We start from the raw sequence: 25390 nt of genomic DNA on the forward strand, positions 1-25390 counted from the left end.
CTTTTCACACCTGGGAGAGAGGTTTCACCGCGCGCGAACCACGGCTTCGAATCAGACCGGCGCTATCAAACAGCCAGTACAGCAGTTTCGCCATCAGCAGGCAGAAGCCGAACATGACGAGGAAAAACACCACGCGCGAGGTGAACGCATCCAGCCCTTCACGCGCCAGCACAATCATGTTGAAAATCGCGCCGAAGCAGAAGCTATGCAAAATAGCCGCTTTGTAGCGGTTGGTTTCCCGGTTGCCCAGCGTATACAGCCAGTCGAACCATTTAATGATAAGCCCGACCACCACCGCGCCCAGCGGGATAAACCAGACACCGCCCATCACCAGCAAAGAGCCGATAAGCGTCGGCGAAATCGCCAGCCCGGAGTGGTTGTTCAGCACTTCCCAGGTAAAGTAGTTGGCCGTGTTGAGCACAATGCTCGGGCGGGAATGCCACAACCAGGACGGAATAAAGACGTAGAAATCACGCACAATCGGCGCAAGGCCCTGGAACTCAATCTTGTCGTAATTTTGCAGCAACAGCGCGAGGTTTTCCCACGGCGAGAAGGTATCGCGCGTCAAATATAAGAAGGTGTAAAACGCTTCGTCGCCGCGAACATCCAGCCCGTAACGCTTGAGGGCCAGCCAGAACATACCAACGATGCCCAGCACGCCTGCCACCGCCAGCATCCACAGCGAGATCCAGCCGCGAATGATGCCGATAAACAGGAAAATCGCGAAAGCGATAATGATGTTGGCGCGCGTGCCGCCAACGATCATATAAGTCAGCAGGCCAAACGCCACGGTACTGACAAGGAAGAACAGCCACGCCTGCGCATTCTGGCGTAAGAAGTAGACCACCAGCATCGCCGGAATAAAGAAGTAGAAGAAGCGTTTAAGCGCCACGCCGGAAACTTCGCTGGAGAAAATCTGACTGTAGGACTGCAAGCGAAACAGCAAAAAGCCGTTATGCATAAAGAAGATGCCAACGCTGACCAGCGCGATGACCATCAGCATCACCCAGGTCAGATGCGCTTCAACCCGGTTGATGGTAAACAGCGGTCGACGCGGCGCGAATTCGGCCTTTGCCCGCAGCCGCGTTTTGTACGTCACATAATAAATACCGTAGAAACAGGCAGCCGCCAGCAGCGTCTGCATCAGGACGCCAGGCGGCGCAACGCCCACGTTGAAGCGGAAAACCAGCACACTGGTCAACGGGAAGCCGAAGAAGAAGGTCAGCAAAAAAAGCAGCGAGAAGAAGACGTTAAAGTTAAAACGCACGCGGCGGAACTCGAACCAAGTCAACGTGGCGATAAACAGCGTCGCCAGCAGCCAGATGATAAACAATCCGCAAAACTCAAGTGGGCTCATCCATTGATCCCCGAAGCCATACGCAGCGCTTTATGCCACAGCGTTTCGTAATTTGGGCTAAAGAAAGTGATGGCGTTTTTATCCACCGCCACCAGTTGACGGCGGGCTTCGCGAATCACCGCTTCGTTTAGCGCATCACCGGTAAATAACACAGGAATATCTTCAGCGACCATATCGCGCCAGAACGGATTTTCCCGGTTCAGCACACAAGGCACTCCGGCCTGAATCAGCAAACAGAGTGTGCCAATCCCCTGCTGCCGGGCAAAGATAAAATAGCCCAAATCGCACTGGCTTAGCAGATCGAGATACGCATCAAAGGCCATTTTCTCGTTGAGAATGCGTAAGTTTTCCGCGCTGAACAACGCTAGCCCGGCACGGCGTACCGCGTCGATATAGTTGTCGTTATTGGCCGGGTAACCCATCGGCACAATGATATTGACGGTATCGCCAAACTGGCGGTGAATCGCCTGCAATGCAGCAATGTGTTCATTGCTGGGATCGCCGGAGTTGCCGATCAGAATCGTCAGTTTGCCATCCCGTTGCAGCTCATGCGCCATGGTATTCAGCGCCGGATCCATCCGTGTTGGGAAATAGAGTAACTCGCCGCGCACCGCCGGGTTGCGTTGGCCGAACCACGCCAGATCGCCACGCGTGGCAAAAATGCAGCCGACGCGACGCTGAGCCAGGCGGCGCAAGGGGTAAAAGAGGCGAAACTTGAGGCTGCGTGAAACTTCATACAGATCGGCGCCCCAGGCATGCCAGTAAAACTGCTCGCGCTTGATAGCGCCGCGAAGCAGCACCAGCCAGAGATCGAAATTGAACTGCCCGTGAAAGAAGAAGCGCTGCTGACGCTGCGCTTTCGCTTTCGCGATCACCGCTTTTGCCAAGGTCTTTTTGTTCGCATAAAAATGCAACGTCAGGGCGGGATACTCCGCGCCCTGCGCCTCGTCGCGGCCAACGATCATAAATTCGCGGGCATGCTCGCCCGAAGCCGCAAGCGTGTCATTAAAGAAGCGCAGCACAGTTTGGTTATGGTGTGGGATATCCGATCCCAATACGTGAATCAGTGCAGTCATGCCTTTTTACGCCAAATCAAAAAAACGCCACAACAGAGGGCGAAATAAATAATGTACGTGGCCATATAAGCTTGTGCAGCACCGGCCGCGCCGTGCGCCGGGATCAGCCAGCGCGAAAACAGAGTCAGCAGAGCGAATTGGCTGACCTCTGCCAAAATATAAAAGCGCAGCGACGCTTTGGCGATAACCAGGTAGCCAAATACGTAAGCACCCACTTTCAATACATCCCCGACCAGTTGCCAGGCGAACAGATCGCGCATGGCGGTGAACTTGTCGGAAAACAGCAGCCAAATCGCCACATCGCGCAGCAGCCAGACGCCAAAGCTCACTACGGCGACCGTCGGTAAAACAAAGCTCAGCGACTTGACGATCTCGCGCGAAATATCCTGCTTACTCGCCAGCCGTGACAAAGTAGGTAACAGATAGACAGTAAACGAAGCGGTAATAAATTGCAGATAAGCATCCGAAATCGTGCTCACCCCTTGCCAGATCCCCACTTCATCCCAGCTGTAATGCGCCGCCAGCAGGTTTCGCATCATCACATAAGCCAGCGGCAGCGTCACCGAAGTAATCAGCGCCATCAGCGTAAATTTGCCCAGTTGCCCGGCAAGGCCGTTGTCCCACTGCGGCGTGAAGAACGCCAGCGGCACCGCGCCGCGCCGTATCAGCATTAACATCGCCGGGATAACCACCAGCGCTGGCACCAGCGCCAGCCCGAGCAGTGCGCCCTGATATCCCCCCAATTTGAAGCAGAGATACCATGCCAGCACGCCAATCACGCTACCGATAATCAGCGATAACGCGTTACTCGCCGCATCGCGAAAACCTTTCATCACCGCCAGCAGCAGGTTCGCCCACGCAATTCCCATCTGAACCAATGCCACCAACTGCACCAGCCCCTGGTATTGCGTATGGCCGAATAACCCCTGGCTAATGGGCGCCGCCGCGAACAGGAAAACCAGCGCCAGCAGCGTGGAGAACCCCAGCACCATGGCAGAAGATGTCCCCACCACCACGCGTAAGCGCGCGGGATCATCATGATACTGGGCAACAAATTTTGTGACGCCATTAAAAATCCCGGCGCCTGCCAGCACGCCTAGCACCGTAATCAGCTGGCGGAAGTTACCCGCCTGCCCAACGCCGGAGGGCCCAAAAGCCACCGCCAGCAGTTTGACCACCAGCAAGCCCGCGCCAATCTTGGTCAGCGTGCTTGCGGCAGTCCATATCGATGCTTTTGCCAGCGACATATCAGCTGAAATAGCTCAAAAGCGTGCTGATAACCGCGCGCTGATTTGCTGGCGCCAGGTTAAAGAACAGTGGCAGGCGAAGCAAACGCTCACTCTCTTTCGTGGTATAGCGGTCTTCGCCGTGGAACTCGCCGAATTTTTCGCCAGCCGGGGAGGCATGCAGCGGAATGTAATGGAACACGGCGAGGATCTCCGCTTCCTTCAAGAAGGCGATCAGCTTGCTGCGGTCATCTTCATCGCGCAGCTTGATATAAAACATGTGCGCGTTATGGCTGCAATCAGACGGAATAGACGGCAGCTCAATGCGCCCGGCACGCGCCAATGGCGACAGCGCGTCGTAGTAGGTTTGCCACAGCGCCAGACGTTGCTGGTTAATGCGCTCGGCCGACTCCAGTTGCGCCCAAAGATAGGCCGCCTGAAGATCCGCCATCAAATAGCTCGAACCGATATCCCGCCAGGTGTATTTATCGACCTGACCACGGAAGAACTGGCTGCGGTTGGTGCCTTTCTCACGGATGATCTCCGCCCGCTCAACCAGCGCGCGATCGTTAATCAGCGTCGCACCGCCTTCACCGCCGGCGGTGTAGTTTTTGGTCTCATGAAAACTAAAGCAGCCGATATGCCCGATAGTGCCCAGCGCGCGCCCTTTGTACGTTGACATCACCCCCTGCGCGGCATCTTCCACCACAAACAGGTTATGCGCTTTGGCGATCGCCATAATGGTGTCCATTTCACAGGCCACACCCGCGTAATGCACCGGCACAATGGCGCGGGTTTTCTCGGTTATCGCCGCTTCGATCAGCGTTTCATCGATATTCATCGTATCCGGGCGGACGTCGATAAAAACGATTTTCGCACCGCGCAGCACAAAGGCATTGGCGGTGGAGACAAAGGTATAACTTGGCATGATCACTTCATCGCCGGGCTGAATATTCAGCAGCAATGCGGCCATCTCCAGCGAAGCGGTGCAGGAAGGGGTGAGCAACACTTTCGCGCTGCGAAAACGCTGCTCCATCCACTGTTGACAGCGGCGGGTAAAACCGCCGTCGCCGCACAATTTACCGCTACCCATCGCCGACTGCATATAGTCGAGTTCCGTTCCTACCACCGGTGGTGCGTTGAAAGGGATCATTAAGTCACCTGTATAGCCATAAAGCCGTGCTTTCGACATTCGCACCGCTTTGAATATATCGTTTAAGTGCGGCGGTGTTCCCAAGTTGGGTTGCCACGCGCACAAGCGTGAGTTGCCGCTGCCGTGCCCACTGGCACGCCGCCTGCATTAATTTTTCTCCGACGCCGCGCCCGGCCAGCAGGCCAATTCGCGCCTCCTGTTCGTTAAGCTGGCGAAGCGAGACAAAGCCGGTGATTCCGCCGTTTTCCGCGCGAAAGACTAAGCATTGATGGTCGAACACGCCTTTCACCGCGTTTTCTACCCACTGCGCATAAAAACGCCCGCTGTCGTCCGACGCATACCAGGGGGTACGAAAACGACTCTGCACGAAGATCTCTGACGCCATCTGGCGAAGCGCGGGGATATCTTCAGCGCTGGCAATGCTGGCGGCGGGATCGCGACCTTCAGCGGATACTTGCAGTGCAAGGTCGATTTCCCCTTCCACCAGCGAAAAACCCAATTGCTGCAAGGCATCCAACTGCTGGGTTTGTGAGGCCGCGAGTTTTACCTGCACGCGATCCCAGGGCGCAAAATCCGCGCGAGTGAGCGCGGGTGCCGTGGGTTGCAGGCGAATGATGGCGCTGCGCAGACCAAAAAATGCGCTCTCCCATGCCAACTCTTCGATCGTGCCATGCACAGCCATGCCATTTCCTTAGCGTGTTAGCGCCAGACGCCTTTGGTATCAACAATATAGGGTTGCTCAATGCTTTCGGCATCAACGGCTTTAAACGCGTTATGATCGACCAGCATCACCAGCACATCGGCCTGCTCCAGCGCATCACGGGTATTGACCAACGTGCTGTGTCCGGCAAGTTTGGCCGGAAGTTGATGGATATTCGGTTCGACCACCAGCGTTTGCCCGCTGTGCCACTGCGCGATTTCACAGGCAATTTCCATTGCCGGGCTTTCGCGCAGATCGTCGATATTGGGTTTAAATGCCAGCCCGAAGCAGGCGATTTTGATTTCGCTGGCGCGCTTGCCGCTGGCGGCCAGGCAATCCGCGACCGTGGCTTTCACCTGGTTCAGCACCCAATGCGGTTTGTGGTCATTCACTTCACGCGCGGTGCGGATAAGCCGCGCCTGTTGCGGGTTTTGCGCCACGATAAACCACGGATCGACGGCGATGCAGTGGCCGCCGACGCCTGGGCCAGGTTGTAAGATGTTGACGCGCGGGTGGCGATTCGCCAGGCGAATCAATTCCCAAACGTTGATGCCCTGATCGGCGCAGATCAGCGACAGTTCGTTGGCAAAAGCAATGTTCACGTCGCGAAAGCTGTTTTCGGTGAGTTTGCACATTTCGGCGGTGCGCGAGTTGGTCACCACACATTCGCCTTCGAGGAAAATTTTATACAGTTCGCTGGCACGGGCAGAACAGACCGGCGTCATGCCGCCAATCACGCGATCATTTTTAATCAGCTCAACCATCACCTGCCCAGGCAGTACGCGTTCCGGGCAATAAGCGATGTTGACGTCAGCCTCTTCGCCCGCCTGCTGCGGGAAGCTGAGATCCGGGCGCGCTTCGGCGAGCCACTGCGCCATTTGTTCTGTCGCGCCTACCGGCGAGGTCGATTCAAGGATCACCAGCGCGCCTTTCGCCAACACAGGTGCAATGGATTTCACCGCCGCTTCGACATACGCCATGTCAGGCTCATGTTCGCCCTTAAACGGCGTCGGGACGGCAATCAGGTAAGCATCGGCCGCGACAGGCGCGGTGCTGGCACGTAAATACCCACCCTCTACCGCCGTTTTGACCACCTTATCCAGATCCGGCTCGACAATATGAATTTCGCCACGGTTGATGGTTTCAACGGCCTGCGCGTTGATATCAACGCCGACGACCTGTTTTTGTCTGGACGCAAACGCGGCGGCGGTAGGCAGACCAATGTAGCCGAGACCAATGACGGAAATGGTTGTAAAACTCATAGCGTTACCCGATTGTTTTTAAGTGCGTGCAAAATGCGACCACATGCCTGCCCATCTCCATACGGATTGTGCGCACGACTCATGGCCTGCCAGGCATCGTTGTTATAAAGCAGGTGCGTGACCTCTTCTACGATGCGCTGGCGATCCGTGCCGACCAGTTTAACGGTACCCGCGTCCACTGCTTCCGGGCGCTCGGTCGTGTCCCGCATCACCAGCACGGGTTTACCCAGCGAGGGGGCTTCTTCCTGAATGCCCCCCGAATCGGTGAGGATCAGCCAGGCGTGATTCATCAACCACAGGAACGGCAGGTAATCCTGCGGTTCAATCAAAAAGATATTCTCAACATGGCCCAGAATGCGGTTTACCGGCTCGCTGACATTGGGGTTCAGATGCACCGGATAGACAATTTGCACCCCGTCATGCTCGGTGGCGATTTCCGCCAGCGCATGGCAAATCTGCTCGAAGCCAAGCCCAAAGCTTTCACGGCGATGGCCGGTGACCAGAATAAGTTTTTTATTGGTGTCGAGGAACGAGTAGCGCGCCGCCAGTTCCTCATAACGTGAGGGATCGTTCATCACGCTATCACGTACCCAAAAGAGCGCGTCGATAACCGTGTTGCCGGTAACGAAAATGTGATTGTCCGCGACGTTTTCGCGTCGCAGATTGTGACGGGAATTTTCCGTCGGCGCGAAGTGATACATCGCCAGATGGCCCGTCAGGGTGCGATTCGCCTCTTCCGGCCAGGGTGAAGAGAGATCCCCGGTGCGCAGGCCCGCTTCCACATGGCCCACGGGAATACGCTGGTAAAACGCGGCAAGGCTTGCCGCAATCGTGGTGGTGGTATCGCCGTGAACCAGCACGACATCCGGGCGGAAGGATTCAAGAATGGGCTTCAGCCCTTCGAGAATGCCGCAGGTGATTTCCGTTAGCCCTTGTCCGGGCCGCATAATGTTCAGATCGTAATCCGGGACGATGGAAAAGAGGTTCAGCACCTGATCGAGCATCTCCCGATGCTGCGCAGTGACGCATACCCTTGCCTCAAAGTCAGGATCCTTTGCCAGCGCATGTACCAGCGGAGCCATTTTGATAGCTTCTGGTCGCGTGCCGAATACGGTAAGTACTTTCACAACGATTCTCTTCGATTAGAGGATGAAGGCAGAGCCTTCATCTCAAACGGCATTAGTTCGAACGGCGACGCGTTAATGCAACCCCAGAACCAATTAACGCTCCGACAATTCCCCACATAATCATCAGGAAAGCACGGCGCGGGCTATCGCGTTTCACCGGTTCCTCCGGTGTGCGCAAATAACGATAAGTCTGAAAACGCGGGTCCAGCGTTGGACCGACATTCAGCGTATTCAGCATTGCCCGATTTTGATCATAGTCCAGATCGAACTGCGGCCCCACAGCCTGCAGGTTTTCCAGCCGCGCCTGTAACAGGGGGCGGCCCAGCATAAACAGTTCCGAATCCGGTAATTCGTCCGGCGGAACATCCGTTTCATTGCGGGAAATGTTGTGCTGCTCAGCCACTTTCAGCGCTTGCTCAACATTGTGTAAGCGCCGGTTGTAGATCGCTTTGGCGACCTCTTCCTGGCGTTTCACCTGCGCCTTCATCTGAATGGTGCGCGCGGCCCACGCGCCTTTCAGTTCATCATTAAGATGGCTGGCGGCGCGCTGGCTGGCGAAAGCAACATACTGACGCAGCAGGTTGTTGGCATCCGGGGCGGTTTCGGCAATCAGCTTCACGTTATCATTCATATTGCGAACGATGTCGCCAGGCGTGTACTGAATATTGTTAATCAAATCGTCCAGCATCGCGGCATCGGCTTTACTGTTACCGACCTGACGCTGTTTGTAGTAGTCCGTCTGGGACCAGAAGTCGCGGCGAGTATCCCAGGCCGCGAGTTGCATAATGAACTCTTTGTAGGCTTCGTCCATTACCGAAGGTTGTTCTACTGGCGCAGTACTCGTTTTGACATCCAGATTGCGCAAAAACTGCTGCTGGGAGTAGTAGCCGCCAAGCATATTGACGGTTGGACGGTCGGTAACGGCGGTTGCGCCCCACTCCTGGCGGGCAAAGAAGGTCCAAACAAGCGCGAGCAAGGCGAATAACAACGCCACACCCACGATCCAAAATTTTCCTGCCCACAAAGTACGGAATAAACCCCGAATATCCAGTTCATTTTCCGTGCTTGATGAAGGTGTTCCCGACGCTTGTTGAATCATCGCTTTCCCGATTTTACTTGGTTAGTGTTGATTTTTGACCTCTGTTACGGCGCATTCTGCGTTTTACCCGTTTGATAAAACGCGCCACTTTCCACGCACGCTTGATACAGTAGCCATACAAAAAGAAAGCTAGCAAAAATAATGCCAACATGACCCATTCTGGAATAAGGCGCAGATATTCTGTTGCAACACCAATGCTGGCAAGCAGCGCCGCCGCAAGGGTAATCAGCACAAAGGCCTGACGGGAAGTAAAACCCGCCCGCATGATGAGATGATGAATGTGCTGGCGATCGGGGGAGAAAGGACTCATGCCTTTACGCAAGCGACGGTACATAATCGCGACCATATCCATCAGTGGGATGGCGATAATCCACAATGCTGTCACCGGGCTGATAGGGTGAGTTTTGCCTTGCGTCGTTTCCAGTAAAATCCAAATCACGGTAAAGCCGATTAACGTACTTCCGGCGTCACCCATAAAAACTTTGTAGCGGCGCCCCAGCACGCCGAGGTTCAGTAAAATGTACGGCAAAATCGCGGCGATCATGGCAAAGCACCAGAGCGCGAGGCTGGACTGCCCGTCGAACCATAAAATAAAGCCGATAGCGGCAAAGGACACGCAGGAAAGCCCGCCGAGCAGGCCATCGATCCCGTCGACCATATTGAATGCGTTGATTGCGGCCCAAACGGCGAAAAGCGTGAGCAAGTAGCCAAAGGGACCGAGCACCATCTCCCACGATCCGAAGATGTACCCCAGGCTGATGAGATAAAGTTTACCGACCACCATCATGACAACAGCGACAAGTGCCTGAATAGACGCACGAATTTTAACACTGATATCGAAACGATCGTCCAGCGCGCCGATAAACACTAAGGTACCAGCGCAAAGCAGATAGAGAGCGGCATGGGGAATATAGTAGTTGGTTATGCCAAAGGTGAAGCAAATCCCGGCGTAGACTGAAATGCCCCCAACCAGCGGAATCAAGCCCTGATGGCGTTTGCGAAAGTTGGGTTTGTCCACCAGACCAATCCGTTTTGCCACTTTGCGGGCAATAAATATGAAAAGCGTAGTGAACAAAAAAATACTGAATAATTCAGTAAAAGCAGTGAGTAGATTCACAATGCATGCTCTCAGCTAATGTTTATCCTGACAGTATAACGACGATGTCATGCCCCATAAAAGGAGAATGCAGGTCTTACGCGGGTTTTATTGTTTACTTTTCAACCAGATAGAGTACTCAGCTGATTAATAACCTATCGGGTGTCGCCAGCGTCGGACAATGCCTGTCTCAGTGCATATAGCGTATAGCCCATAAATGAAAAACGCCACGTAAAAACGTGGCGCTTCTGAGGTTTATTTAAATTAAGAGCGCTTCATCATGTCGAAGAACTCATCATTGGTCTTCGTCATCGCCAGCTTGTTGATGAGGAACTCCATTGCGTCAATCTCACCCATCGGGTGGATGATTTTGCGCAGGATCCACATTTTTTGCAGTTCTTCCTGAGTGGTAAGAAGCTCTTCTTTACGCGTACCGGAACGGTTGTAATCAATTGCCGGGAAGACGCGTTTTTCAGCGATTTTACGCGAGAGGTGCAGTTCCATGTTACCGGTGCCTTTAAACTCTTCGTAAATCACTTCATCCATCTTCGAACCAGTATCAATAAGCGCGGTCGCGATGATGGTCAGGCTGCCGCCCTCTTCCACGTTACGCGCAGCACCGAAGAAACGTTTCGGACGATGCAGGGCGTTCGCATCAACACCACCAGTCAACACTTTACCGGAAGCCGGAACCACGGTGTTGTAGGCGCGAGCCAGGCGGGTGATGGAGTCGAGCAGAATGATAACGTCTTTCTTGTGCTCAACCAGGCGTTTAGCTTTTTCGATAACCATTTCAGCGACCTGCACGTGGCGGGAAGCCGGTTCATCGAAGGTTGACGCAACCACTTCACCTTTTACCAGACGCTGCATTTCCGTCACTTCTTCCGGACGTTCATCAATCAGCAGCACCATCAGCACACAGTCAGGGTGGTTGTACGCGATGCTCTGCGCGATGTTTTGCAGCAGCATGGTTTTACCGGCTTTCGGCGGTGCCACAATCAGACCACGCTGACCACGACCGATCGGCGAAGCCAGATCCAATACGCGAGCGGTTAAGTCTTCAGTGGAGCCATTACCACGTTCCATACGCAGACGGGAATTCGCGTGCAGCGGCGTTAAGTTTTCAAACAGAATCTTGTTACGCGCGTTTTCCGGCTTGTCGTAGTTCACCTCGTTAACTTTCAGCAGTGCAAAGTAACGTTCACCTTCTTTAGGTGGGCGAATCTTACCTGAAATGGTGTCACCAGTGCGGAGGTTGAAACGGCGGATTTGGCTGGGGGATACGTAGATGTCGTCGGGGCCGGCGAGGTAGGAGCTATCTGCTGAGCGGAGGAAACCAAATCCATCCTGCAGAATCTCCAGCACACCGTCGCCAAAGATATCTTCGCCACTCTTCGCGTGCTGCTTCAGGATGGCGAAAATGATGTCCTGTTTGCGCATACGGGCCAGGTTTTCCAGCCCCATATTTTCGCCGAGAGTGATCAGCTCAGAAACCGGCGTATTCTTTAATTCGGTAAGATTCATAATGGTGTGGGTTCTTAAACTCGGGGTGATACTCGAACTTAATATTGTGAATGGTATGGCAGGGTCATCCATGCCTGTTAACGGCCATCAACTCATGTCTGATCGGTGCCTGGTCACAGGAAAGTACGCAGAACTGAAACGATGAGACGGAATGAGTGACAAGCCCGGAATCTGTCTACTTCTCTACGCAGCGGTGTTGCTCAGCGGGAAGTATCGGGGTAATGCAAGATTCAAACAACTAAAGGATGTTCAAAACGAAGTCAAAACTAAATTAGCACGGCTGGAGCCGGGCGTCCAGCGATCCTAATAATTTAGGCATGCTGGCCGCACCGGCGGAGTCTGGGATTACGCCAGGTTAGCGTCCAGGAACTCTTTCAGTTGGCCTTTGGACAAGGCGCCGACTTTAGTTGCTGCAACTTCGCCGTTTTTGAACAGCAGCAGCGTTGGGATACCACGAATGCCGTATTTCGGCGCAGTGCCTGGATTCTGGTCGATATTCAGTTTCGCAATGGTCAACTTGCCTTCGTACTCATTAGCGATCTCATCCAGAATCGGGGCGATCATTTTGCACGGTCCACACCACTCTGCCCAGAAATCAACGAGCACAAGCCCGTCCGCTTTGAGTACATCCGTGTCAAAACTGTCGTCAGTCAGGTGAATAATTTTATCGCTCATATATAACTCCACAGGAATAAGCCTGGTATGTTGGTGTAGCATAAAACAGCAACGTGTTGATGCCACAATAACCAACTAAAGGTTGACTTTATTTCACCGGATACGCTTTCGTAAAGCAATAGTAAGCTGATATTCTACCACACTATGAGCAAAACACATTTAACAGAACAGAAGTTTTCCGACTTCGCCCTGCACCCAAAAGTGATTGAAGCCCTTGAAAATAAAGGGTTTCATAATTGCACGCCTATTCAGGCTCTGGCTCTTCCGCTGACGCTGGCGGGCCGTGACGTTGCAGGTCAGGCGCAAACCGGTACCGGTAAAACGATGGCGTTTTTAACGTCAACGTTTCATTATCTCCTCTCTCACCCGGCAATCGAAGACCGCAAAGTTAATCAGCCGCGCGCCATAATTATGGCCCCGACGCGTGAACTGGCGGTGCAAATTCACGCTGATGCAGAGCCGCTAGCTCAGGCGACTGGCCTGAAATTGGGTCTGGCTTACGGCGGTGATGGCTACGACAAACAGCTGAAAGTGCTGGAAAGCGGCGTCGATATTCTGATCGGCACCACGGGTCGTATGATCGATTACACCAAACAGAATCACATTAACCTGGGCGCGATTCAGGTCGTGGTGCTGGACGAAGCCGATCGTATGTACGATCTGGGCTTTATCAAAGACATTCGCTGGTTGTTCCGCCGCATGCCGGCCACCAACCAACGCCTCAACATGTTGTTTTCTGCCACCCTTTCTTATCGGGTTCGTGAACTGGCATTCGAGCAGATGAACAACGCCGAATACGTGGAAGTGGAACCGGAACAGAAAACTGGTCACCGTATTAAAGAAGAGCTTTTCTACCCGTCCAACGACGAGAAAATGCGCTTACTGCAAACGCTTATCGAAGAAGAGTGGCCGGATCGCGCCATTATTTTCGCCAACACCAAACACCGCTGTGAAGAGATCTGGGGCAGCCTTGCCGCGGATGGTCATCGCGTTGGCTTGCTGACGGGCGATGTGGCGCAGAAAAAACGCCTGCGTATTCTCGATGAGTTCACCCGTGGCGATCTCGATATTCTGGTTGCAACGGACGTCGCCGCGCGCGGTCTGCATATTCCTGCGGTGACTCACGTCTTTAACTACGATCTGCCGGACGATTGTGAAGATTACGTCCACCGTATTGGCCGTACCGGTCGTGCCGGTGCCAGCGGTAGCTCCATCAGCCTGGCGTGCGAAGAGTACGCGCTGAACTTACCAGCCATTGAAACCTATATCGGTCACTCAATTCCGGTCAGCAAATACGATCCGGAAGCGCTGCTCAGCGAATTGCCGCCGCCAAAACGTCTGACGCGTCCGCGCTCGGGCAACGGCCCGCGCCGTAGCGGTGGTGCTCCACGTAATCGTCGTCGTTCAGGTTAAAAAATATGCTCGGTTCCGCCTCGCTCTATGCAGCCATTGATCTCGGTTCGAACAGTTTTCATATGCTGGTTGTGCGCGAGGTGGCGGGAAGTATCCAGACGCTGTCCCGCATCAAACGCAAGGTTCGCCTCGCGGCGGGCCTGAGCCACGACAATCGCCTTTCTCAAGAAGCGATGGAACGTGGTTGGCAGTGTCTGCGCCTGTTCTCCGAGCGTCTGCAAGATATCCCGCAAGAACAAATCCGCGTCGTGGCAACCGCCACGCTGCGCCTCGCTGTTAACGCGCAAGCGTTCCTCGACAAAGCGCAGGAAATTCTGGGCTGCCCGGTGCAGGTCATCAGCGGCGAAGAAGAAGCGCGCCTGATTTATCAAGGCGTTGCGCACACCACTGGCGGCGCGGATCAGCGTCTGGTGGTGGATATCGGTGGAGCCAGCACCGAGCTGGTCACCGGTACCGGCGCACAAACCACATCGTTATTCAGTCTATCGATGGGTTGCGTCACCTGGCTTGAACGTTTTTTTACCGATCGCAATCTCGGGCAGGAAAACTTCGATGCCGCAGAGCTTGCCGCACGCGAGGTTTTGCGCCCGGTCGCTGATGAACTTCGCCGTCACGGCTGGAAAGTCTGCGTCGGCGCGTCCGGTACCGTGCAGGCGTTACAAGAAATCATGATGGCGCAGGGCATGGATGAACGCATCACTCTTGCTAAGCTGCAACAACTCAAGCAGCGTGCGATCCAATGCGGGCGACTGGAAGAGCTGGAAATCGAAGGCCTGACGCTGGAGCGGGCGCTGGTTTTCCCCAGCGGGTTAGCCATCCTGATCGCCATTTTCACCGAGATGAATATTGAGAGCATGACGCTGGCCGGCGGCGCACTGCGCGAAGGCCTGGTTTACGGCATGCTGCATTTAGCGGTGGATCAAGATATTCGCAGTCGCACACTGCGTAATATTCAGCGTCGTTTTATGATCGATACCGATCAGTCCAGGCGCGTCTCCACGCTGGCAGAGCGTTTTACCCAAGGCGTCGCGAAAGAGTGGGAATTGGATGCTTATAGCATCGAAATTCTGCACGTTGCCTGCGAGTTGCACGAAATTGGCTTAAGCATTGAATTTAAACAAGCGCCGCTTCATGCTGCCTGGCTGGTGCGTAATCTCGATCTGCCTGGCTTTACGCCCGCGCAAAAAAAATTGCTCGCGACCTTGTTGTTAAACCAAACCAATGCGGTCGATCTCTCCTCTTTGCATCAACAAAACGCCGTGCCGCCGCGCGTCGCGGAACATCTTTGCCGTTTGTTACGCTTGGCGATTATTTTTGCCAGCCGCCGTCGCGACGATCTGCTGCCGGACATTACCGTCTCGGCGCAGGGCGAGAAGTTAATGCTGGAACTACCGCAAGGTTGGCTGGCTAGCCATCCTCTCGGTGCAGAGCTCATCGAGCAGGAAAGCCAGTGGCAGAGCTATGTCCACTGGGCGCTGGAAATCCGCTAACACCTTTACGCGTTGCCACGAATCCCCCCTCGCGGCAACGGTTCGTTTTATCACTTTACTGCCTGACTTTTTTCGCCAGCGTCACGCTAAACATGCCCCAGGGATCGACGCGCTGCGTGATTTTGGCAAAACCCGCATGGGTGACGAGCTGATCAATCTCACGCTGAGTTCGTCGACGCAGCAGCCAAAACTCACCTTTTTTATGGCTGGGAAGCACACGCGCCATCAACGCCAGTTTCGGGTTCCAGAGCTTCGTCGTATAGACAAGGTAACCCCCCTCCTCCATCGCGTCGGCAATACCGTTTAGCGACGTCAGCACCAGATTGTTATCACTGAATAATTCATAAAAACCTGAGACGACAGCCAGCGTACGATCTGTTGGCAGCGTGACCAGATCGTCAGTCGAAAACGCATCGCCCTGCTCAAACAATGCAATATCGGTTAACCCCTTTTGCGCCAGTAAATGATTCCCTTGCTGAACATTGGCCAGTTCAAAATCCCGCATCAGGATATGGGCGATCGGCTGAGCAATTTTCTCAATAGCATTAAGAACATACCTGCCATGACCTGCCGCAACATCCAACAGCCGCACTGCCTGATGCTGCTCAGCAAGCCGGGTGGCGGCCAGAGAAAGGAGTTCTTCGACGTGCTTTTCCCGCATCCTTGTACAGTGCCAGCCAATGTTCTTCAGGTAATAGCGGTCGAGAACTCTTCCCAATGCATTTTTCCCGGTGGGTTGATTCTCATAAATATATTCCAGCGAAGCACCAGAATCGAAGCCGGTTTCCAGACCCAGCCTGATGCCTGAAGAGAGCTTTCCAACATGCCGTAGCGCGAACGCATTAAGCGCCCAATACATGCGCTTGAAAACATTTTTTTCAGGTAAACGCAGCTTCTCATACTCATCTTGCGTAGCTCCCCGCAAATGTGAGTTGAACAACGAAGGGGCAATATTCATTTGTGCGAAGTGTGTCACCAGGAACTGCTTGATCTGGCCGTCCCTCATTGAGCCCCAATCCTGTTCCGGACAGCCGTACCCGGCATCTGGCATCAGCAGAAGTTCTTTCGTGCGGCTTCCCAGATTGGCATAAAAGTTCAGTAGCACACCCAATCCCGCCTCACGATCGGCTTTCGTAACAACAAACTGCGTCGGTGCGGACCACGCAAAAGCACTTCTGAAAATACGTTGGCTGGAGTAGAGAAGATCGCGAACGGCAGGGTAAGCACGAAACCGTCCTTTGAGCATGCCCTTCAGCTTGAGCGAAAAAGCCTCGCGTTTTCGTAAGACAAATTGCGGGGAATAGAAAATGGCCGAACGGATATCCGGGGCGTAATCCGTCATCCAGGCCGCAATGACCACGGCGCGCTCGCCATGAGAAATAACAGCAATGTCCTGCACTTGGATCGCATATTGCGCTGTGATGTGATCGATAAATTGCTGAAAATAATATCCCTCATGGGAGATAGCCGATGCTCCCTCGGCAGATTCAACCATGATGTCGCTGCCAGCAAAATCGAGGGCAAAGAACGCGTAATCTTCCAAACCCAGCGTTGTCATTAATGCTGACGGTTTATCACTAAAGTCGCTTTCGCGATAAAACAAAATGATGGCAGGTGTTCCGCAGGCACCGCGCGGCGCGCGAGCGGGGAAATAGCGGTAAATCATCTGGTGATTGTCATGGCTGACAAAATGTTGCAACTGTCCTGTTTGCGGCATGGCCATCCTCCCGCGAGAAATTCGCTGATGCAAAACATCTGTTGAATAACGTCCCTCAGAAGAAGGACGTTTGTGGCAGGTAATACAGGTTACGACATCGTACCTGCGCGGATGCGCTGCTTAATTTTATCCAGCAGCATCGGTTCCCACTCGTTATCCCAACGTTCAACGAGCGCTTTGCGGCGCGCCAGAATCTCCGGTTCACGTGCATTAAAACCTTCGACGATATATTTCTTCGCCATCCGTTCACGGTATTGATAGCCGACACTGTTGATGATTTGCTCGACGGTCAAATCCTGGTTGAGCATTTTTGCTACATGCAGCGTTGAGAGAAGCACCTGGCTGGCAAGCAGATCGCGGTTGTGAATATGTTTGTCGACCAACTCTCTGGTCCACAGTTTTTCTTGATAAATGGTTTCGAACGCTTCAATAGAGATACAGCAATGTTCCATCTCTTCGGTGTAGTGATAACCCAGCAAATAAAGCACGCCGAGGTTGCCCGACATTTTTGTCACCACATCAAAACGACCATTATCGAAGAGATTGTCAAAGAAGGAGAGGCCCGTCATGCACACCTGGCTTTCAAATATGCCAATGCTGCGCACGGCCTCTTTAAAAAATGCGCCATCAGATTTTTTGCCAGCGAATTTTTCCCGCTCAATGCCGCCGATGATAGGTTCTGCCAACTCTTTATAGGCACCGTATAAGAAGTCATAGACACGCGGATGATATTGCTCTCTGACCGGTGGTGTAATGCCTTTGGTGATGAAGTTATTTAATTTACGGTGTGCTGCCGCGTGTCGTTTTTCCTGAGTGACAAACAATGCGAAGCGCTCATCTTTTTGCGGTGCCCCTTCGATAAACTCATCATAATAGTCGCCGATTTTTTCCCCATAGAATTCGAAGAATTCGAGCACATAAGACGTGCCTAAACCAATAAGTGAAGAAGCAGGGTCAGGATTCCATTGGAAATTAAAATGCTCATTCAACTCCATGACACCATAAACTTCCTGGGGTACAGCGCGTAATTTCAGATCCATCACATTTTCCTTAACGTTTAAATATCCTGATCAGATAGACAAACCACCATCAATAACAATGGTCTGCCCGGTAATATGACGCCCACCTTTACCCAATAAGAAAGCAACCATCAGCGCAATGTCCTCAGGTTCGCCGATCTTTCTGAGCGGAGTCTGTTTGGTTAGCTGTGACAATGCTTTCTCCGGCACCGAAGAGAGCATATCGGTCTTAATCAGGCCCGGCGCAATGCAGTTCACGCGGATATTAAAATTTCCCGCTTCCCGCGCGAGACTTTTGGTGAAGCCATATTGCGCGGATTTTGCGGCTGCGTAGTTAGTCTGCCCGACATTGCCGCGCAATCCGGCGATTGAATTAATGTTGATGATGCAACCGTCTCTCTGCATCATCATATCGTTGAGTAAATAATGGTTCAGATAAAAGAGCGAATTGAGATTGGTATTAATAACATCGAGCCAGTCATCAATGCTCATCGCAAAACTCAGCGCATCCTTCGTGATACCAGCATTATTAATAACGGCGTAAGGAATGCTATGGTTTTCCCGTATTGTTTCGCACAACTTCTTGACGGAATTAACATCGGAAACATCACAGGGATAACACCAGCAAACTTCGCCATTCACATTAAGTGAATGCATTAAATCACGGGCAAGCTCGACATTACTTTTGTAGGTAAAGATCACTTTGTAATTCTGCTTCACCAATTCTTTAACGATAGCAGACCCAATGCCACGACTACCCGCCGTGACTAACACCCATTTCTTATCAACCATCTTGCGGTTCCTTTATATTTCCAATTCACGCCTGGACGCTTTGGTCATACAACCAATGGAAGACTGAAAAATAATCGTACCCTGTTGTACGGCATGAATATTAAAGATGTTATAAGCCGAGTCATTATCAATATAGATATCTTTATCTTCAATAAAAAAGCTAATTTCCGAAAAATTTATATCACCACCGACAATTAGCTGCTCCGAAATAAATAATTTTTGCGCGACATGATAAGTCGTAATGTTATCGTAACGATGATGCTTCGATATTTTCAGTGCCTGCTGATGAAAATAATCATCTTTTCGCTGATTAAAACAAATGGAGAACAGCAGGGTATCCATTAATAGCCAATTATGTGAAATATGCGGATAGTGACTTTTTAACGATTCAAGATGCATTTGGATAAACTCATCTGATATCGGAATCCGGGTTGCACTCTTTGGCAGGTTAGGAGGTTTTTGCGCTAAGAGTGTTGCCGTCACGCACACTGCCTCAGGATTTTGTGATTCTGCGATGGTTAGTGTTTGTTTATTCTCTCCTTCTTTAAGAGTGAATTGCACATCGGTATTCATGGAAACAGGGTTTTTAATATAAAAATCGAGGCTGGAATGCGTTTTCAGCCAGGGGGTTATCATGACTTTGGCGTCAAGTAAGGTCAGCATTCCCTGAACAATAATGTCTTTAAGCCCATTCTTGATGGCGAACGCTTTATCGAAATGCACTTTATTACGATCGCCAGAGTAATCAGCCCACTTCTCAATATCGCGCGCGGAGTAGCGTCTGATCATTATTTAAACCTCTTAATAACCAGACAGCTATTCGCGCCACCGAAACCATAATTGACATTAACAATGTGATTCAAGTTCTGTCCGTACATATGGTTATTAGGCACATAATTCAGATCGCATTTTGGGTCAGGATTATTCAGGTTAATCGTTGCCGGAACCATATGGTCAGCAATACTTTTCAAACAAAAGATAGTTTCTATCCCGCCCGCCGCCGCAATCAGGTGGCCGGTATAGGATTTTGTACTCGAGACCGGAATATCATAGGCCTTCTTGCCAAACACCTCTTTCAATACCAACGTTTCATTGTAATCATTCATCGGCGTTGAGGTGCCGTGGGCATTGATATAGTCGATATCATCAATGCCAACCTGTGCATACTCCATGGCTTTTTGAATTGTCGTCACCCTGCCGACCAGGTCAGGTGCCGGCGCGGTAAGGTTCGCGTATGCGTCGCTGTGATTCGCATAGCCAATCACTTCGCCGTAAATAGTCGCATTGCGCGCCAGCGCGTCTTCCAGCCTTTCCAGGCAAACCGTTGCGCCACCTTCGGACAGAATGAACCCACTTCGGTCGAGGCTGAATGGACAGCATGCTTTTACCACATCCTGTTGCTCCTTCGACAGCGCGCCCAAAATATCAACCGACCAAATAGTGAATGGCTGCATCAGGCTTTCGCCACCGCCTGCAATCATCATTCGCGCTTTCCCGCTTTTGATGACTTCATATGCATCACCAATCGCGATATTTCCCGTTGCGCAGGCGGCAATAGGGCTATTTTGGTACCCCTTCAATTTCCAGTTAACGGAGATCAATGACGTGCCGATGCTTGGCATAGAGTGAAAGCAGCTGTGTGCAGATGCTGACAGCAAATCGGGGTCTGAGTAAGCGTAATAATTCACCGTTGAGCAATCGAAACCCGCCCAGCCGGTGCCAAAGATAACGCCGCAGTCGCGAGGATCATAATGAGAGAAGATATCTTGATCGTTGCCAAACGCCATCGTGAGGGCTTCGTCGGCGGCTATCAAGCCGAACTCTGCGAATCGTGGCGCATTCTTAAGAATTTTTCTGGAGAATTTGGAAAGATTGAGAGGAAAGTTAACTTTACCGAATATTTTGGCGGAAACCCCTTTTCCGGGCTCATCCCAAATTTCATAGCCTAATTTTTTATCACGAACGGATTGCCATATTTTTTCGCTATTTTCACCCAATGAACAAATGGCACCATATCCGGTAATAACGACGCGATGTGATTGTTGAGCAGATGTGTTCACGTTATTTCTCCTCGACGTATTTATTTTGCAGGTAAGCCATTAATTCACCAAAAGTATTAGGCTTTGCTTCGGCTAATGCATTTAAATCAATATCGACGTCTAATGTTTTTTTTGCCTCCACTTTAATGGTAACAAAATCAAGGCTTACGAGATCTAATGCTGCAATGGGCGTGTCATTATTAAGCTGTTCAATGTCGTAATCGGTTAGCCGGTTAATTAACGCCTTGAGGAAATGTTCGAGTTCTTTGTTCATATCTATATCCTTATAAACATGCGAATGATGATTAATATAAATAGAAGATACACGCTACATGGAAATTCTAGAGCCAAATTACAAGTGCCCTTATTGAAAGTCAAAAAGTATTGTCGGGAAAATTTCTTATATTTAAATGAGGGGACGGATATATTTAGGAATAATATTCAAATAATGCGCAGGTACGCAATATATATACTTCAATAAAAAACAAAATTCCGAATAATAATTAGACAAGTGAAAACAGAAGCTTCCCAATATTAAAAACGCAGAGAAGCTTCTGTATGTGTTTATTTGCTCTTCGCTTTTGCCAGCATTTCCCGAATATTCGCCACATTCGCCTGGCCTTTGTGCATCCGTTCCTCGGCACTGATCACTTTGCGTTCTTGCTCCCAGATCAGATCGTCCTGCGGCAGTTCCAGCAAGAAGCGGCTCGGTTCCGGACGCACCAGTTCCCCGTACTGACGGCGCTCTTTGCAGAGCGTAAAAATCAGCTCTTTCTGCGCACGGGTGATGCCGACATACGCCAGGCGGCGCTCTTCATCAACGTTGTCTTCATCAATACTACTCTGGTGTGGTAATAGCCCTTCTTCCATGCCAACCAGGAAAACATACGGGAACTCCAGACCCTTAGAGGCGTGAAGCGTCATCAATTGCACCTGATCGGATTCGTCATCGCTTTCGCCGCGCTCCATCATGTCGCGCAGGGTAAAGCGTGTGACCACCTCAGCCAACGTCATTGGCTCGTCCAGCTCGCTGCCCTCGAGCATTTCCGTCATCCAGCCAAACAGGGTGTTGACGTTTTTCATGCGCATTTCAGCGGCTTTCGGGCTGGGTGATGTTTCAAACAGCCAGGATTCGTAATCAATGCCGTGGATCAAATCGCGTACCGCCGCAATCGGTTCACGCTCCGATAAGCGTTGAACTTCGCCGAGCCAGTGGGTAAAACGCGTTAATGCATCGTAGCCGCGCCCGGTGAGCGTCTGATTCAGGCCAACATCGAAACTGCCAGCAAACAGGCTTTTATTGCGCACCATCGCCCATTCCCCCAGCTTTTGCAGCGTGGCTGAGCCAATTTCACGTTTCGGTGTATTCACAATGCGCAAAAAGGCGCTGTCATCTTCGGTATTGGTCAAGACACGCAGATACGCCAACAAGTCTTTAATTTCCGGGCGTGAGAAGAACGAGGTTCCGCCAGAAATTTTGTACGGTATGCGGTTCTGCATCAGAAATTTTTCAAATACCCGCGACTGATGGTTGCCGCGATAAAGGATCGCGTAATCCTTGTATTGGGTCTTATTGATAAAGTGATGGGCGATCAGCTCGCCGGTTACGCGCTCGGCCTCATGCTCTTCATGGTTCGCGCTGAGGATTTTCAACTCCGGCCCGTAGCCCAGTTCCGAGAACAGGCGCTTTTCAAACACGTGCGGATTGTTGGCGATAAGAATGTTGGCGGCTTTCAAAATACGCCCGGAGGAACGGTAGTTCTGCTCCAGTTTAATCACCTGCAATGCGGGGAAATCCTGGCTCAGCAGCACAAGGTTTTGCGGGCGCGCGCCGCGCCAGGAATAGATAGACTGGTCATCATCCCCCACCACCGTAAAGCGCGCGCGCTGGCCAACCAGCAGTTTCACCAGCTCGTATTGACTGGTGTTGGTGTCTTGATATTCATCCACCAGCAGGTAACGAATTTTGTTTTGCCAGCGTTCAAGCACTTCCTGGTTGCGCTGCAATAACAGTGTTGGTAGCAAAATCAGATCATCGAAGTCGAGGACATTGCAGGCCTTCATGTGCGCGTCATACAGGCTATAGCAGTGAGCAAAGATGCGATCCCGCTCGCCAATCGCTCGCGCTGCCGCCTGCGGAGGGGTTAACAGATCGTTTTTCCAGTTCGAGATCGTCGAGATCAGCTGTTGCAGCACAACTTTGTCGTCATCGATCAGCCCTTCGGTGAGATCTTTGAGCAAAGCGATCTGATCGGTGTCGTCAAACAGGGAAAAGTTCGATTTCATCCCCAGCGCGGCATACTCGCGTTTGATGATATTCAGCCCCAGCGTGTGAAACGTGGAGATCATCAGCCCGCGCGCCTCTTTGCGCCCCAACGTCTGTGCGACACGCTCTTTCATTTCGCGCGCAGCTTTGTTGGTAAAGGTAACCGCCGCGATATGCTTCGCTTGATACCCACAGCCGCGAATCAAGTGGGCGATTTTATTGGTGATCACGCGTGTTTTGCCGGATCCCGCACCCGCCAGCACCAGGCAAGGTCCGGTGACAAATTCGACGGCTTGTTGTTGTCCGGGGTTTAAACGCATAGAAAAATCACTCAATGAAAGACTGAAAAGAATATACACGAGCCGTTCAATTTGCGTCGCGTTAGCAAATCCCAGGGCTTACGAAAGTAAGTGGCTGAGGTAAACAGGCGAGGCAGATTGAAGGCCGAAGTGTATAAAGGCGTGGTAGTATAGCCAGCCGAAACTTATCCACTCAAGGCACGATCATGGCAAAAACCGCAGCGGCACTGCATATCCTTGTTAAAGAAGAAAAACTGGCGTTGGATCTTCTGGAACAAATCAAAAATGGCGGCGACTTCGAGAAGCTGGCAAAGAAACATTCGATTTGCCCGTCAGGCAAAAAAGGCGGCCACTTAGGTGAATTCCGCCAGGGCCAGATGGTTCCGGCGTTTGATAAAGTGGTGTTCTCCTGCCCGGTGCTGGAGCCGACCGGCCCTCTGCATACTCAATTCGGTTATCACATCATCAAAGTGCTGTACCGCAACTAATAGAAAAGCCCGGTAGCGTTAACGTTTACCGGGCTTACTTTGCTGTAGAGCTGTAGGTCGGGTAAGCGAAGCGCCACCCGACATCTTTTTTAGCCTGCCACTGCGATACGCTTCATATCCGTCATATAACCGCGCAACTTATGACCCACTTTCTCGATTTCGTGGCTGCGAATGGCTTCGTTTACATCGCGCAGTTGCGCGTTGTCGACGGCGCCTTCGGCAATCGCTTTACCCAGATCGCCGGTTTGCAGCGTGGTCATGAACTCTTTCAGCAGCGGTACGCAAGCGTAAGAGAACAGGTAGTTACCGTATTCGGCGGTATCGGAGATAACAACGTTCATCTCGTACAGACGCTTACGCGCGATGGTATTGGCAATCAGCGGCAGCTCATGCAGAGACTCGTAGTAGGCAGATTCTTCGATAATGCCGGAATCCACCATCGTTTCGAATGCCAGCTCAACGCCCGCTTTCACCATTGCGATCATCAGTACGCCTTTATCGAAGTACTCTTGCTCGCTGATTTTGCCTTCAAATTGCGGCGCGGTTTCGAACGCGGTTTTACCGGTCTCTTCACGCCAGGTCAGCAGTTTCTTATCGTCGTTAGCCCAGTCAGCCATCATGCCGGAAGAGAACTCGCCGGAGATAATATCGTCCATGTGTTTCTGGAACAGCGGAGCCATAATGCCTTTCAGTTGCTCAGACAACGCGAAAGCACGCAGTTTAGCCGGGTTGGACAGACGGTCCATCATCAGCGTGATACCGCCCTGCTTCAGCGCTTCGGTCACGGTTTCCCAGCCGAACTGGATCAGTTTTTCCGCGTAAGCTGGATCCGTACCTTCCGCCACCAGCTTGTCGAAGCACAGCAGAGAACCGGCTTGCAGCATACCGCAGAGAATGGTCTGCTCACCCATCAGATCTGATTTCACTTCTGCCACGAAGGATGATTCCAGAACACCCGCGCGATGACCGCCGGTCGCTGCCGCCCAGGCTTTGGCAATCGCCATGCCTTCGCCTTTCGGATCGTTTTCCGGGTGTACCGCAATCAGCGTCGGTACGCCGAAGCCGCGTTTGTACTCTTCACGCACTTCGGTACCCGGGCATTTCGGTGCCACCATCACAACGGTGATATCTTTGCGGATCTGCTCGCCCACTTCGACGATGTTAAAACCGTGGGAGTAGCCCAGCGCGGCGCCATCTTTCATCAGCGGCTGCACAGAACGAACCACGTCAGAGTGCTGTTTGTCCGGCGTCAGGTTTACCACCAGATCCGCCTGGGGGATTAATTCTTCGTAGGTGCCAACTTTAAAACCGTTTTCGGTCGCTTTACGCCAGGAAGCGCGCTTTTCCGCGATCGCTTCTGCACGCAGGGCATAGGAGATGTCCAGGCCGGAGTCACGCATGTTCAGACCCTGGTTCAGGCCTTGCGCGCCACAGCCGACAATGACCACTTTTTTACCCTGAAGATAACTTGCGCCGTCGGCAAATTCTTCACGCGCCATAAAGCGACATTTGCCCAGTTGGGCCAGTTGCTGGCGCAGATTCAGTGTATTGAAGTAGTTAGCCATGGTGAGA

General features: G+C 52.1%; 22 protein-coding genes. 3 read left to right on the top strand and 19 right to left on the bottom strand.

From position 1 onward, the window contains the following. Positions 1–4: 4 nt before the first annotated feature. The 11 genes from wzyE to trxA all read right to left on the bottom strand — a co-directional run bounded on the left by wzyE (position 5) and on the right by trxA (position 12295). Positions 5–1357, bottom strand: a complete 1353-nt coding sequence (wzyE, locus tag AAEY27_RS21310; protein WP_342322754.1) for an ECA oligosaccharide polymerase — start codon at positions 1355–1357, stop codon at positions 5–7. After that, positions 1354–2433 carry a TDP-N-acetylfucosamine:lipid II N-acetylfucosaminyltransferase gene (locus AAEY27_RS21315; RefSeq protein ID WP_342322755.1) on the bottom strand — a complete coding sequence of 360 codons (1080 nt, stop codon included), beginning with the start codon at positions 2431–2433 and terminating at the stop codon, positions 1354–1356. Before AAEY27_RS21315 ends, wzyE begins: the two co-directional genes overlap by 4 nt. Further along, entirely contained in the window at positions 2430–3680 is a 1251-nt protein-coding gene (gene wzxE / locus AAEY27_RS21320; protein ID WP_342322756.1) for a lipid III flippase WzxE, read from the bottom strand. Before wzxE ends, AAEY27_RS21315 begins: the two co-directional genes overlap by 4 nt. A 1-nt stretch (position 3681) precedes the next feature. After that, positions 3682–4812 (bottom strand): dTDP-4-amino-4,6-dideoxygalactose transaminase, encoded by a 1131-nt coding sequence (gene rffA, locus AAEY27_RS21325; protein WP_342322757.1) that lies wholly within the window; start codon positions 4810–4812, stop codon positions 3682–3684. Between the two features lie 4 nt (positions 4813–4816). Next, a complete protein-coding gene (gene rffC, locus AAEY27_RS21330; protein ID WP_342322758.1) occupies positions 4817–5494 on the bottom strand; it encodes a dTDP-4-amino-4,6-dideoxy-D-galactose acyltransferase in 678 nt (225 codons plus the stop codon). A 17-nt stretch (positions 5495–5511) separates the two neighbouring features. Continuing rightward, positions 5512–6774: a UDP-N-acetyl-D-mannosamine dehydrogenase gene (wecC, locus tag AAEY27_RS21335; RefSeq protein WP_342322759.1), complete on the bottom strand. Its 1263-nt coding sequence runs from the start codon at positions 6772–6774 to the stop codon at positions 5512–5514. Continuing rightward, positions 6771–7901, bottom strand: a complete 1131-nt coding sequence (wecB, locus tag AAEY27_RS21340; RefSeq protein ID WP_342322760.1) for a non-hydrolyzing UDP-N-acetylglucosamine 2-epimerase — start codon at positions 7899–7901, stop codon at positions 6771–6773. Before wecB ends, wecC begins: the two co-directional genes overlap by 4 nt. Before the next feature lie 52 nt (positions 7902–7953). Continuing rightward, positions 7954–9000: an ECA polysaccharide chain length modulation protein gene (gene wzzE / locus AAEY27_RS21345; RefSeq protein ID WP_342322761.1), complete on the bottom strand. Its 1047-nt coding sequence runs from the start codon at positions 8998–9000 to the stop codon at positions 7954–7956. A 13-nt stretch (positions 9001–9013) separates the two neighbouring features. Then, the gene (gene wecA, locus AAEY27_RS21350; RefSeq protein WP_342322762.1) at positions 9014–10117 is read right to left on the bottom strand and encodes a UDP-N-acetylglucosamine--undecaprenyl-phosphate N-acetylglucosaminephosphotransferase; all 1104 of its coding nucleotides are present in this window, start codon (positions 10115–10117) and stop codon (positions 9014–9016) included. 243 nt (positions 10118–10360) lie between these two features. Beyond that, on the bottom strand, positions 10361–11620 hold the full coding sequence (gene rho / locus AAEY27_RS21355; RefSeq protein ID WP_023479599.1) for a transcription termination factor Rho: 1260 nt from the start codon (positions 11618–11620) through the stop codon (positions 10361–10363). 345 nt (positions 11621–11965) lie between these two features. Next, positions 11966–12295: a thioredoxin TrxA gene (gene trxA / locus AAEY27_RS21365; protein ID WP_023479590.1), complete on the bottom strand. Its 330-nt coding sequence runs from the start codon at positions 12293–12295 to the stop codon at positions 11966–11968. 144 nt (positions 12296–12439) lie between these two features. Here trxA and rhlB point away from each other — a divergent pair, with 144 nt between their 5' ends. Together rhlB and gppA are read left to right on the top strand one after the other, a co-directional pair. Then, positions 12440–13708 (top strand): ATP-dependent RNA helicase RhlB, encoded by a 1269-nt coding sequence (gene rhlB, locus AAEY27_RS21370; RefSeq protein ID WP_342322763.1) that lies wholly within the window; start codon positions 12440–12442, stop codon positions 13706–13708. A gap of 5 nt (positions 13709–13713) precedes the next feature. Next, positions 13714–15198 carry a guanosine-5'-triphosphate,3'-diphosphate diphosphatase gene (gene gppA / locus AAEY27_RS21375; protein WP_342322764.1) on the top strand — a complete coding sequence of 495 codons (1485 nt, stop codon included), beginning with the start codon at positions 13714–13716 and terminating at the stop codon, positions 15196–15198. Positions 15199–15253: 55 nt separating this feature from the next. Here gppA and AAEY27_RS21380 read toward each other — a convergent pair whose 3' ends face one another. The 7 genes from AAEY27_RS21380 to rep all read right to left on the bottom strand — a co-directional run bounded on the left by AAEY27_RS21380 (position 15254) and on the right by rep (position 23351). Continuing rightward, on the bottom strand, positions 15254–16915 hold the full coding sequence (locus AAEY27_RS21380; protein WP_342322765.1) for a class I SAM-dependent methyltransferase family protein: 1662 nt from the start codon (positions 16913–16915) through the stop codon (positions 15254–15256). Positions 16916–17004: 89 nt separating this feature from the next. Next, on the bottom strand, positions 17005–17955 hold the full coding sequence (locus tag AAEY27_RS21385) for a hypothetical protein (protein ID WP_342322766.1): 951 nt from the start codon (positions 17953–17955) through the stop codon (positions 17005–17007). A gap of 30 nt (positions 17956–17985) precedes the next feature. Next, positions 17986–18726: a 3-oxoacyl-ACP reductase FabG gene (gene fabG, locus AAEY27_RS21390; RefSeq protein WP_342322767.1), complete on the bottom strand. Its 741-nt coding sequence runs from the start codon at positions 18724–18726 to the stop codon at positions 17986–17988. Between the two features lie 12 nt (positions 18727–18738). After that, the gene (locus AAEY27_RS21395; RefSeq protein WP_342322768.1) at positions 18739–19515 is read right to left on the bottom strand and encodes a MaoC/PaaZ C-terminal domain-containing protein; all 777 of its coding nucleotides are present in this window, start codon (positions 19513–19515) and stop codon (positions 18739–18741) included. Continuing rightward, positions 19515–20786 carry a beta-ketoacyl-[acyl-carrier-protein] synthase family protein gene (locus AAEY27_RS21400; protein WP_342322769.1) on the bottom strand — a complete coding sequence of 424 codons (1272 nt, stop codon included), beginning with the start codon at positions 20784–20786 and terminating at the stop codon, positions 19515–19517. Before AAEY27_RS21400 ends, AAEY27_RS21395 begins: the two co-directional genes overlap by 1 nt. A 1-nt stretch (position 20787) precedes the next feature. Then, positions 20788–21039 (bottom strand): acyl carrier protein, encoded by a 252-nt coding sequence (locus tag AAEY27_RS21405; RefSeq protein ID WP_342322770.1) that lies wholly within the window; start codon positions 21037–21039, stop codon positions 20788–20790. A gap of 290 nt (positions 21040–21329) precedes the next feature. Beyond that, on the bottom strand, positions 21330–23351 hold the full coding sequence (rep, locus tag AAEY27_RS21410; RefSeq protein WP_342322771.1) for a DNA helicase Rep: 2022 nt from the start codon (positions 23349–23351) through the stop codon (positions 21330–21332). 185 nt (positions 23352–23536) lie between these two features. Between rep and ppiC the strand changes: the two genes are divergently transcribed. Then, on the top strand, positions 23537–23818 hold the full coding sequence (ppiC, locus tag AAEY27_RS21415; RefSeq protein ID WP_001140255.1) for a peptidylprolyl isomerase PpiC: 282 nt from the start codon (positions 23537–23539) through the stop codon (positions 23816–23818). A gap of 89 nt (positions 23819–23907) precedes the next feature. On the opposite strand, the gene ilvC is transcribed toward ppiC, so the two are convergent. Then, positions 23908–25383 carry a ketol-acid reductoisomerase gene (ilvC, locus tag AAEY27_RS21420; RefSeq protein WP_342322772.1) on the bottom strand — a complete coding sequence of 492 codons (1476 nt, stop codon included), beginning with the start codon at positions 25381–25383 and terminating at the stop codon, positions 23908–23910. Positions 25384–25390: the final 7 nt, after the last annotated feature.

The organism is Kosakonia sp. BYX6 (genome assembly GCF_038449125.1).
In the GTDB taxonomy this organism is placed as follows: Bacteria; Pseudomonadota; Gammaproteobacteria; order Enterobacterales; family Enterobacteriaceae; genus Kosakonia; species Kosakonia calanthes.